The sequence below is a fragment of the Pseudoalteromonas sp. P1-8 genome (assembly GCF_001399985.1).
In the GTDB taxonomy this organism is placed as follows: domain Bacteria; phylum Pseudomonadota; class Gammaproteobacteria; order Enterobacterales; family Alteromonadaceae; genus Pseudoalteromonas.
On the sequence record NZ_LJSO01000002.1, the window covers coordinates 176,431 to 187,766 of the forward strand.

11 protein-coding genes and 1 rRNA gene (1 of these 12 running past the window's edge) are annotated in these 11,336 nt (G+C 41.6%); 4 read left to right on the top strand and 8 right to left on the bottom strand.

The features are described from left to right. Positions 1 to 16 precede the first annotated feature (16 nt). Together trmH and asnC are read right to left on the bottom strand one after the other, a co-directional pair. Complete coding sequence (gene trmH / locus AN213_RS04350) at positions 17 to 733, bottom strand: tRNA (guanosine(18)-2'-O)-methyltransferase TrmH (protein ID WP_055197629.1); 717 nt, start codon at positions 731 to 733, stop codon at positions 17 to 19. Positions 734 to 777: 44 nt separating this feature from the next. Further along, on the bottom strand, positions 778 to 1,236 hold the full coding sequence (gene asnC, locus AN213_RS04355; RefSeq protein WP_054554220.1) for a transcriptional regulator AsnC: 459 nt from the start codon (positions 1,234 to 1,236) through the stop codon (positions 778 to 780). Positions 1,237 to 1,433: 197 nt separating this feature from the next. Between asnC and asnA the strand changes: the two genes are divergently transcribed. After that, a complete protein-coding gene (gene asnA / locus AN213_RS04360) occupies positions 1,434 to 2,429 on the top strand; it encodes an aspartate--ammonia ligase (RefSeq protein WP_054563419.1) in 996 nt (331 codons plus the stop codon). A 44-nt stretch (positions 2,430 to 2,473) separates the two neighbouring features. Here the strand turns inward: asnA and AN213_RS04365 are convergent, their stop codons facing one another. From AN213_RS04365 to AN213_RS04390, 6 genes are all read right to left on the bottom strand, one after another. Further along, entirely contained in the window at positions 2,474 to 4,078 is a 1,605-nt protein-coding gene (locus AN213_RS04365; protein WP_054563420.1) for a DUF342 domain-containing protein, read from the bottom strand. A 153-nt stretch (positions 4,079 to 4,231) separates the two neighbouring features. After that, complete coding sequence (locus AN213_RS04370; RefSeq protein ID WP_054554223.1) at positions 4,232 to 4,624, bottom strand: RidA family protein; 393 nt, start codon at positions 4,622 to 4,624, stop codon at positions 4,232 to 4,234. Between the two features lie 11 nt (positions 4,625 to 4,635). After that, positions 4,636 to 6,741, bottom strand: coding sequence for a bifunctional GTP diphosphokinase/guanosine-3',5'-bis pyrophosphate 3'-pyrophosphohydrolase (gene spoT / locus AN213_RS04375; protein WP_054563422.1), 2,106 nt, complete (start codon positions 6,739 to 6,741; stop codon positions 4,636 to 4,638). Between the two features lie 130 nt (positions 6,742 to 6,871). Then, positions 6,872 to 7,147: a DNA-directed RNA polymerase subunit omega gene (gene rpoZ / locus AN213_RS04380; RefSeq protein WP_054554225.1), complete on the bottom strand. Its 276-nt coding sequence runs from the start codon at positions 7,145 to 7,147 to the stop codon at positions 6,872 to 6,874. 103 nt (positions 7,148 to 7,250) lie between these two features. Beyond that, a complete protein-coding gene (gene gmk / locus AN213_RS04385) occupies positions 7,251 to 7,871 on the bottom strand; it encodes a guanylate kinase (protein ID WP_054563423.1) in 621 nt (206 codons plus the stop codon). A gap of 170 nt (positions 7,872 to 8,041) precedes the next feature. Next, positions 8,042 to 8,902 carry a YicC/YloC family endoribonuclease gene (locus tag AN213_RS04390; protein ID WP_054563424.1) on the bottom strand — a complete coding sequence of 287 codons (861 nt, stop codon included), beginning with the start codon at positions 8,900 to 8,902 and terminating at the stop codon, positions 8,042 to 8,044. Between the two features lie 181 nt (positions 8,903 to 9,083). On the opposite strand from AN213_RS04390, the gene rph reads away from it, so the two are divergent. The 3 genes from rph to AN213_RS04405 form a co-directional block, all read left to right on the top strand. Continuing rightward, on the top strand, positions 9,084 to 9,797 hold the full coding sequence (gene rph, locus AN213_RS04395; protein ID WP_054554228.1) for a ribonuclease PH: 714 nt from the start codon (positions 9,084 to 9,086) through the stop codon (positions 9,795 to 9,797). A 22-nt stretch (positions 9,798 to 9,819) separates the two neighbouring features. After that, positions 9,820 to 10,464 (top strand): orotate phosphoribosyltransferase, encoded by a 645-nt coding sequence (gene pyrE, locus AN213_RS04400; RefSeq protein WP_054554229.1) that lies wholly within the window; start codon positions 9,820 to 9,822, stop codon positions 10,462 to 10,464. Positions 10,465 to 11,044: 580 nt separating this feature from the next. Next, positions 11,045 to 11,336 (top strand): 16S ribosomal RNA (locus tag AN213_RS04405) (it continues 1,249 nt past the right edge of the window).

An 11,336-nucleotide genomic window follows, 5' to 3' on the forward strand; every position in this document is an offset into this window, starting at 1 on the left:
TAGACTGTTTTTCAGTTTACTTGCACTCGTTAGTGGCTTCAAGCGGTTGCGTGTGTTTTAAAATGTTCCAGAACGTTTCATCAGCAACAATTTCACCATTTTCATCAAGCTCAGGGTACGGTAGCTCTTTTTCACGGCATTGTTCAGCAATGATAGGGTGGCAGCCTTCAAACAAGATGCGGTGCTTAATTTTCGCATCAAGCATATCGCGGTTGTAAAGTCCGGCTTCTTCACGTTGGCGCTGTGCTTCAAATAAAATAAGTGCTGCTGCAACAGATACATTAAGAGATTGCACCATTCCTTGCATTGGGATAATGATATTTTTATCAGCGTGAGCGAGTGCGCGCGGTGAAATACCATCACGTTCTTGGCCAACAATAACAGCCGTCGGTTTGGTGTAATCTATTTCACGAAAGTCGACTGCATCGTCGCTGAGGTGAGTTGCTAAAATTTGTACTTCCGGATTTTGTGCACGCATCATAGCAACGGCTTCATCGATATTGCGATGCAAGTGAGTTTCTAGCCAGTTTTTACTACCACCTGAGGTATTGTTAGTTAACCATTTTTGATTCTCTGGCCATACAGCATGAACATGATGGCAGCCTGTCGCGTCAGCTGTGCGGGCAATGGCTGATAAATTATGATGCTTATGCACTTCTTCTAAACAAACCGTTAGGTCCGTTTGGCGGCGGTCTAACACGCGCTTAACACGCTCAAAGCGAGTTGTATCCATAGTTGTGTGCTCGTTGACGGATTCTAATTGGCGCTGATTATACCCTAGGGAACAACAGCACGGCTAATAGGGTTTTGTAATGAGATCAGCGTTTCTGTTGATTGAATAGCTTCGATGGCTTGTATTTTGTTAATTAACACATCTTGTAGATGATCAATTGAGCGTGCCATCACTTTGATAAATATACTGTAATTACCTGTGGTGTAATAGGCTTCTACGACTTCTTCTAGCTCTTTTAAATGCAGTAAAGTTTGTGGGTAATCACGGGCATTGTTGAGGTTAATACCAATAAAACAGCAAACATCGTAACCAAGCTGTTTGGCATCAATACTGACTTGGGTGCCTGTAATAATTCCCGCTTGTTTCATCTTTTCGACCCGTACATGAATAGTCCCGGCACTTACTGCAAAGCGTTTAGCGAGTTCTGCATACGCTGTTCGCGCATTTTCCATTAAAGCATTAAGGATGTTTTTATCGAGATTATCGATTTGATAATTTTCCATGGTATTTATTAGTGTTAATTATTGAATCAATAAATTTTATAGCATTATTTTTATGAAAATTTCAATGTTAAGTTCTTTTTATTGCGGGTTATTGAAAGTTACCTTTGTTTAGTTGAGGATTGTTTTAACAGGAGGGGCCAAGCAGCGGGTTTCTCTAATTAAGCAAGTAACAATAACTGGGAATGAGGCCAATTATTATGAGTTCACACTACCTGCAGCAACAGCAGCAAATTAGTAAAGTAAAACAGTTTTTTTCAAGCCAATTAGAACAACAATTAGGGTTAGTTGAAGTACAAGCGCCGATCTTGGCTAAAGTAGGCGATGGTATTCAAGATAACTTAAGCGGTACTGAAAATGCTGTATCGGTAGCAGTGAAAACAATTCCGGGCAGCCAATTTGAAGTAGTCCACTCATTAGCTAAGTGGAAACGCAAAACCTTGGCTGATTACGATTTTTCGGTAGGTGAAGGACTCTATACGCACATGAAGGCGCTTCGTCCTGATGAAGAATCTTTAAGCCCAATTCACTCGGTGTATGTTGACCAATGGGACTGGGAAAAAGTGATTTGCGAGAGCACTGAACGTACCTTAGACAAGCTAAAAGAAACCGTGACATCACTTTATCAGGCGATTAAAGCAACCGAACGCTTTGTCGCAAGCGAGTTTGATTTAACGCCGTTTTTGCCCGAGCAAATCACTTTTGTACACAGTGAACAGCTACGTCAGATGTATCCTGACTTTACAGCGAAACAGCGTGAAAAAGCGGTAGCACAAGAATACGGTGCGGTATTTTTAATTGGTATAGGCGGCACACTTGCCGATGGTAAAATTCATGACGTACGAGCGCCAGATTATGACGATTGGTCAACACAAACCTGTAGTAAATTTGCAGGCTTAAACGGTGATATTTTAGTTTGGAACCCTGTGCTTGAAGATGCATTTGAAATCTCTTCAATGGGCATTCGTGTAAGCCCTGATGCTTTAGCTACACAATTAGCGATTACAGGCGACCAAGCTCGTTTAGAGTTTGATTGGCATAAACAGCTACTCGCGAAAAAGTTTCCGCAAACAATAGGTGGCGGAATTGGTCAATCACGACTCGCTATGTTGCTGTTACAAAAACAGCATATCGGGCAAGTACAAGTAGGTGTTTGGCCTGAACAGCTAAAACAGCAAGTGGAAGGAATTCTTTAAAGAGTAATGACCCTGGTAAAAAGAGGCTTTAAGCCTCTTTTTTATTAACTGGTTTTAAACTCTACCTCAACCTTGTTTTCTTCAAGCTTTACCTTACACGGTGGGTATTGGCGGTTAGTGAGTAGAACTTTTTCGAAAATATGAATTTCGACCCCTGAATGCAGTTTTTTATTAACGACCAATTGCGCATCTTCCAGCAAATCATGAAGGTGATGCTCTAAGCTTGATAGCTTTTTCTCAAGTATTTCAGCTTGTTCACAATAGTGCATTTGTGTGGCACCAATCTTTGCGAGTAATTGTTTTTTCTTTTCGGCGTCTTTTACTTGATCTGCTTTTTCGATAGCTGATTGTAATGTATCAAGTTGCGCATCTGTTTGTGCTAAATCTTTTAAACACTGATCTGTTTGCGCGGTGACATCAGCACCCGAAGCAGCTAAGTGAATAACCATTTTAGCGCCTGATTCATTGCCAATTTCGCCGGCAATTAACATTTGTGCGTCTAAGATCTCTCCGCCGAATAGCTTGCCTTGCGGGTTATCTTCTTGGCCTATTTGCAATAGCTTAGTGGCTTTCATCGTACAATGGCTGGCTTGACGTTCAATAAGAATATTATTGGCTTCAAGGTAGCAGTATTGACCATGTGATAAGTGAATGTCACCTTGGCTGATAATATTACAAGACAGCTTTTTATCTTCGAGCTGGTGACCAATTACACCTTGTTTTATAGTGATATCGCCAGCCGCTGATAAATGGCCTGATTCCACAGTACCCATAACTGTGATATCGCCTTTGGCATTAATACGCATGCCTGGTTCAACGTTATGAGTCACAATAACGCTACCTTCAAAATCTACGTGACCACTTTTTACGTTTACATCGGCAATAGTAAAAATATCATCGACACGCATACCGTTGGCAATATCCACTGGTACACCAGCGATCACAGAAATTAGCTCAAGCGGGTTGTTTTTTGATATTTCGGTGCCTTCACCTGCGACTAGTTTGGTGTTTTCCCCCGGTTTTGCAGGAAGTACATCACCAGTAACAGTAAAGCCTTCTTTGCCAGGAGTAGCAGGAATTTGTTTTATAAGTAATACACCAGGTTCGACACTGGCGAGCTTGCCAAAGTCACGCATATCGGCTGTGCCGTCTTCACGTAGCTTAGGTGTTTTTAAGCGGTCTTTTAAGGTCTCAACCTGTGGTACAAACTTAGATGGTTGGCCATCAATCGGTAAACGGCCTTTTGCGAGCACTCCTTTAGCAACTTCACCTGCAGGTAGCTCAAACTGTTGTTGTAATAACTTTTCTAAGAAAGCTTGCTTATAACCGCGGGCAACACCTGCTTTGATAAGCTCTTTTTTAGCATCGTCAAGCGTCATGACTTTGCCGCCTTCAGCTAAAGTCAGCTCGCCTGTAGCCAGCATTTTGTCATCACTCAGGGTAACAACTAGGCTCGCATCATGTTTAGAGGCAACAACAAGCATGCGCTCATTTGAATCGCTTTTAAAGAAATTATTGATAGCTTCATGATCCACTCTGCATTCGCAAAATGGTGACTTTTCTAATGCTTCGATAATAAACGCAGCACTAGGAGGTGAGTTTTCATGAACATCTAATAAAACGTTGCCGTTGTGAGCGAGCTTAAACACCTGGAGATCCTTTTTTACTACATTAGCTAAAGGTTTTACTTGTTATAACAACAGAGTGCTAGAGATTTGCTAATGAGTCAAGAATTTCGGGTGAGGGAAGTAAGAACTTTTTCTAAAAAAGTGCCAGCAACTTTGCGTTGCTGGCAGGGCTGATTAGTTTGTTGAAGGTAGCTCCATGATACCGTCAATTTCAACTTGCACGCCTTTTGGTAGCGCACGTACGCCAATTGCGGCACGTGCAGGGTATGGTTGCTTAAAGTACTGGCTCATCACTTCGTTAACAATCGCAAAGTTAGATAGGTCAGTTAAAAAGATATTCACTTTCACCATGTCTTGAATTTGACCACCCGCAGCTTGGCAAACAGCTGTTAGGTTTTTGAATACTTGGTGAGTTTGCTCAGTAAAGTCTTCAGAGATCACTTCCATCGTCTCTGGTACAAGTGGGATTTGACCTGATAAATAAACAGCCGTGCCTACTTTAACTGCTTGGCTGTAAGTACCGATTGCTGCAGGCGCATTATCAGTAGAAATAAAAGATTTGTTCATGATTATCCTTGTTACTTTTTACGATAGACTCTTTGCACATCAGGCATAACGCGAATGCGGCGCATAATGTTAGCAACATGAACGCGGTTTTTAACCGTGATGCCTAAATCTATCATGTATAAATTACTTTCTTTTTCGTCAGTCGCTATTTCAACAATGTTGGCTTGGGTTGAGGCAACAACATTGGTTAATTTAGCCAGTGCACCTTGGTGATTGATAATCTCAATACGAAGGGCTGCAATATATTCTTTCTCTGGGTTATCGTCCCATTTTACAACTAAGTATTTTGAGCGCTCTTTTTCCCAACCTCGAATGTTTTTACATTCTTGGCGGTGAACAGTAAGGCCTTTACCTTGGCTAATATAAGCAGTAATAGCATCGCCAGGGACTGGTCGGCAGCATTTAGAGTAATTAACTAACATGCCTTCAGTACCGATGATGGTCGCTTTTGCTTTTTGTGCTAGGTCGTCTAGGTCGTCTGCATCAACTTGCATCAAGCGTTTTGCAATAAGCACACTCATTAGATTACCTGAGCCTATTTCGACTAATAGCTCAAGTACGGTATTTAGTTCATGCTCTTGAAGTACACGGCGAATGTTTTCATCTGGAATATCATCGAGTTTGGTTTCACCAAGTGCTGAGTCTAGTAAACGTCGACCGAGCAGCATAGCTTCTTCATGCTGTTGGCTCTTCAGGTAATTGCGAATGCCTAAACGTGCTTTACCTGTTACAACAAAGTTTAACCAAGTTGCATTAGGGTGTGCTCCAGAGCTGGTAATGACTTCGACCGTTTGCCCTGTATCAAGTGCCTTGCTTAGTGGGTGAGGTTTACGATTAACGCGTGCACCTACACAGGTATTACCTACATCAGTGTGAACTGCATAAGCAAAGTCGACTGCTGTTGCACCCATAGGTAGTTCAACGATACGACCATCTGGCGTGAAAACATAGATCTCTTCAGGGAATAGCTCTGTTTTAACGTTTTCAACAAACTCAAATGATGAGCCCGCACTTTGCTGAAGCTCCAGTAAGCTTTGCATCCATTGGCGAGCACGCTGCTGTGCTGTGTGGCCTGCGCTATCACCGGCTTTTTTATACATCCAGTGAGCAGCCACCCCTTTATCTGCCATATGATCCATGTCGTGGGTACGAATTTGAATCTCAACAGGAATACCATGAGGGCCAACTAATGAGGTATGAAGCGACTGATAACCATTGGTTTTTGGTACAGCAATATAATCTTTAAAACGTGTTTCGATTGGTTTGTAAAGGTTATGAGCAACACCTAATACACGATAACAGGTATCCATATTATCAACATTGATACGGAATGCGTAGATATCCATCACTTCGTTAAACGACAGCTCTTTATTAAGCATTTTTTTGTAAATGCTATAAAGGTGTTTTTCGCGGCCAGATATAGTTGCTTCGATGCCAGACTCTTCTAAACGCGCTTCAATTTCAGTCTTAATATTGCTGATAACTTCTTTACGGTTACCACGTGCTTTGACTACTTCTGATCTTAATGCGCGATGACGCATCGGGTATAACGCTTGAAAGCCTAAATCTTCTAATTCATTTTTAATATCATGAATACCAAGGCGGTTCGCAATTGGTGCATAAATCTCTAATGTTTCACGGGCAATACGACGGCGTTTGTCAGGACGCAGTGCGCCCAAGGTACGCATGTTGTGAGTACGGTCAGCCAGTTTAATTAAGATCACGCGAATATCTTGAGTCATCGCCATGATCATTTTGCGGTAGTTTTCGGCTTGGAATTCTTTTTTATCTTTAAAGCTGAGCTTATCTAGCTTACTCACCCCTTCAACAAGTTCGGCAACGGTGTCGCCAAAAATTTCAGCTAAGTCTTGTTGGCTAAAGTCGGTGTCTTCAATCACGTCATGCATCAGGGCAGCCATCAGCGTTTCGTGATCTAAGTGCATGCCGGCAAGTATTTGTGTCACTTCGACAGGGTGGGTGATATAAGGCTCGCCACTTGAGCGTGTTTGGCCTTCGTGGGCTTCGCGAGCGACCACGTATGCTTTTTGTACCAGCTCAATATCAGCAGGTGGTAAGTATTCGGATATTTTCTTTTTGAGGCCTTCGAATAGATACAAAGTCACACTCCAATGCGCAAATGAAGTAAATCGGTAACGGTATGAATAGAATATACGATGAAAAGAGGGGCTTGCCAACGGCTAGTGTAGAAATACTAGCCGTATAGCTAAATCAAAGCGGGGAGCTTGATTACTGGTTGCCACCTACGATAGCAGCCACAGCAGCCATTTCTGCTGCTTCTTGATGTTGTTGTTCTTCACGATCAATTAAGTCCATAGAAGAGCTATCTACTAACCCTTTCTCAATTTCACGTAAAGCAATAACCGTTGGTTTGTCATTTTCAGCATCAACGAGTGGATCTTTACCACCAACCGCGATTTGGCGGGCACGACGAGCCGCAACTAAAATTAAGTCAAAACGATTACCAATTGCATCTACTGCATCTTCAACAGTTACGCGAGCCATCTTAGCACTCCAAATAAATTCTTAAGCAAAGGCGTAGTTTACTGTACCAAGTTAAATTCGCCAATAGCTTGTGGTTAATTTTTATCTTATTCTTAAAAAAGTATTACTTAAGTAAGTTCTCTAATAACGCCTGATGGCGCACAGTTTGGCTTTTTAACGATAAACGTTTAGCCATAACGATAGTTTCGATTTCTGTAAGTGCAGTATCAAAGTCATCGTTAACAACAACATAATCATACTCATTATAGTGTGATGTTTCTGATTGTGCTTTTGCCATTCTTCCTGCGATTACCTCAGCAGAGTCTTGACCACGGTTATTTAAGCGTGATTCAAGTTCTTCTTTTGATGGTGGAAGAATAAAGATAGTCTCAACATCATCAACTAATTTGCGGATTTGCTGAGCACCTTGCCAATCGATATCTAAAAATACGTCAATACCTGCTGCAAGTTGGCTTTCGATTGCTTGCTTAGACGTACCATAGTAGTTATCGAACACTTGCGCCCATTCAAAAAAGTCATTTTTCTCAATTAGCGCTTTGAACTCATCCACAGAAACAAAGTGATAGTGCACACCGTTTTCTTCACCCGGACGAGGTGAGCGAGTGGTGTGCGAAACCGATACTTTCATATCGCTGTGTTTCTTTAGTAAAGCACCAATTAAGCTTGATTTACCAGCCCCTGATGGAGCTGACAAGATAAATAAATTTCCGCGAGTTTGCGCCATGATCTGTCTCTAATAAAAAATAAACAGGCTCGGACTATCGCTAATCCAAGCCTTTAATTGAACTATTGTACTTTATTTCGCTAAAAGTGCTCAAGTTTGCCTGCTTTTAGACTTTTTAAAACAAAAGACCCAGCAGGTGCTGGGTCTTATAAAAATGCTATAAATCTCGTTTACTCGATGTTTTGAATTTGTTCGCGCATTTGCTCGATTAACACTTTTAGTTCTACAGCAGCGTTTGTGATATCACTGTTGATAGACTTTGATGCTAATGTGTTTGCTTCACGGTTAAACTCTTGCATCATAAAGTCTAGGCGTCGGCCACATGCGCCGCCTTTAGTTAAGATTTTTTTGGTTTCTTTAACATGCGACTTTAAGCGGTCAAGTTCTTCAGCAACATCTTGTTTTTGCGCAAGATAAATAAGTTCTTGCTCAAGGCGAGACTCATCGATGTCTGTTTTTAGTTCTTCTAGCTTTTGGTTTAGTTTTTCGCGCTGCCATTTAGCAATTTCTGGCAAGTGGCCTTCAACAATGGTTACTTGCTCTAAAATAGCATCAAGGCGAGTTGCAATCATTTCTTGTAAGTTTGCGCCTTCATCGCCGCGAGCTTGTTTAAAATCTTCAATTACTTGGTCAAACCCTGCAATTAGCGCAGTGTTTACACTATCCATATCGAGCTCTTCGGCTTCCATAACGCCAGGCCAACGTAAAATATCAACAGGGTTAATGTCACCATTGCTTTGGTTTTGCACCCATTGTGCGCTTTTAATTAATTGCTCAGCGAGTGATTCATTAATCGTTAACTCACCAACATGCGCTGGATTTGCAGCAAACTTTAAGAAAACTTCAACCTTCCCGCGTTGTAAATGTTTACGTAAACGCTCACGAATAACTGGTTCCATGCCACGAAATTGCTCAGGTGCGCGGATAAAAGTTTCAAGGTAACGTTGGTTTACTGAACGAATTTCCCAAGTGCCAGTGCCCCATTCGCCTTTAATTTCGCGGCGCGCATAAGCTGTCATGCTGTGGATCATGGATGATTTCCTAGTGTTATTAAATTTACAAAGTTGACTGATTATACCGAATCAGCTTTTAACCTCTAGCGTAAATTTTCTGAAATGTGCTTTTCTGATGCAGTTAATTATGTAAATGAACATGGCATCTGGCACCACATCGACTTATAATGTGGCAAATTCAGAATTAAGGGGATCGTTAATGCGTCCAAGCGAAAGAACACCTAACCAAATTAGACCGGTTACATTCACACGTAATTACACTATGCATGCTGAAGGTTCAGTATTAGTAGAGTTTGGAAATACTAAAGTTTTGTGTACAGCAACTGTTGAAGCTGGTGTACCACGCTTTATGAAAGGCCAAGGTAAAGGTTGGGTTACGGCTGAATACGGTATGTTACCTCGTTCAACACATACTCGTAATGGCCGTGAAGCATCGCGCGGTAAGCAGGGCGGTCGTACTATGGAAATTCAACGCTTAATCGCACGTGCACTTCGTGCTGCGGTTGATTTAAAGGCGTTAGGTGAAAACACCATTACTATCGATTGTGATGTTATTCAAGCTGATGGCGGTACACGTACAGCATCAATCAGTGGCGCGTGCGTTGCATTAGTTGATGCGCTTACTTACATGCGTAGTAAAGGTATGATTAATTCAAACCCACTTAAGCATATGATTGCGGCAATTTCAGTTGGTGTATATAAAGGTCAACCAATTAGTGACCTTGAGTACCTAGAAGATTCTGAAGCCGAAACAGATATGAACGTGATCTTGACCGAAACCGGCAAAATCATCGAAATTCAAGGTACAGCTGAAGGCGAACCTTTCTCATTCGACGAACTTGATGAGCTACTTACATTAGCTAAGCACTCAATTCGTGAAATTATCGACGTTCAAAAGCAAGCATTAGCTTAATAAAGAAGTAGGTTTATTAGTTATGAAAGATTATCAAAAAGAGTTTATTGAATTCGCACTTGAAAAGCAGGTGCTTAAATTTGGTGAGTTTACTTTAAAGTCTGGCCGCACTAGCCCTTATTTCTTCAACGCTGGTTTATTCAATACCGGTCGTGACCTTGCACGCTTGGGTCGCTTTTACGCTGCAGCACTTGAAGATGCGGGCATTGATTACGATGTATTATTCGGCCCTGCTTATAAAGGTATTCCAATCGCAACGACTACAGCGGTTGCTTTAGCTGATCATCACGACAAAGATGTACCTTATTGTTTTAACCGTAAAGAGAAAAAAGCACACGGTGAAGGTGGCACATTAGTAGGCTCTGAACTTAAAGGTAAGATCATGTTAGTTGATGACGTGATCACTGCAGGCACAGCTATTCGTGAGTCTATGGAAATCATTGCAGATAATGGTGCAGACTTAAGTGGTGTTTTAATTGCACTTGACCGCCAAGAGAAAGGTAAAGCTGAGTTATCTGCTATTCAAGAAGTCGAGCGTGACTTTGGCACTAAAGTTATCTCTATTGTAAAACTAGCTGACTTAATTAGTTACTTAGAAGCTAAAGGCACAATGGATGAGCATTTAGCTGCAGTAAAAGCATACCGTGATCAATACGGCATTGCTTAACACCTAAAAACGCGAACTATTTAAAGGCTCAGCTATATTGCTGGGCTTTTTTGTTTTTAGAGTATTGTACTTTTATGGCCTTAAATACGGTTAAAAAGTTACTGAAGCGTTAATAAAGTTTCTCTTTTGTGGTGTTTAGACTAAAAAGGATACAAAAGGCAGTTTTTTTAAAGTTTTCTCAAAAAAGTACTTGCGTTAATTCGCTGCATCCCTATAATGCGACCCCACTGAGACGGCAGACAGCAACGCTTAGCGAGGCAAGAGCAACTCAGGGTGTCAAGTAAAACTGAGTTTTGAAAAAATAAACTTTTATCAAAATTAAGTGTTGACAAAAATAACGGCTTGCGTAGAATGCACAGCCCTTGAGACGCAAAAGTATCTCAAACGTTCTTTAACAATATAAAGCAATCATCTGTGTGGGCACTCGTACATTCGCTAGATGACGCAAACAAATTTAGAGTCTCAATTGAACTGAGTGACCAACGGAAACAAGTTTACTTGTTTCAGCACAGTCAATTCGATTCGAAAGAATCAAAATTCAGAATTCATTGAGCACGAAACTTCGGTTTCAAAAAACTTTTAATTGAAGAGTTTGATCATGGCTCAGATTGAACGCTGGCGGCAGGCCTAACACATGCAAGTCGAGCGGTAACAGAGAGTAGCTTGCTACTCTGCTGACGAGCGGCGGACGGGTGAGTAATGCTTGGGAATATGCCTTATGGTGGGGGACAACAGTTGGAAACGACTGCTAATACCGCATGATGTCTACGGACCAAAGTGGGGGACCTTCGGGCCTCACGCCATAAGATTAGCCCAAGTGGGATTAGCTAGTTGGTGAGGTAATGGCTCACCAAGGCGACGATCCCTAGCTG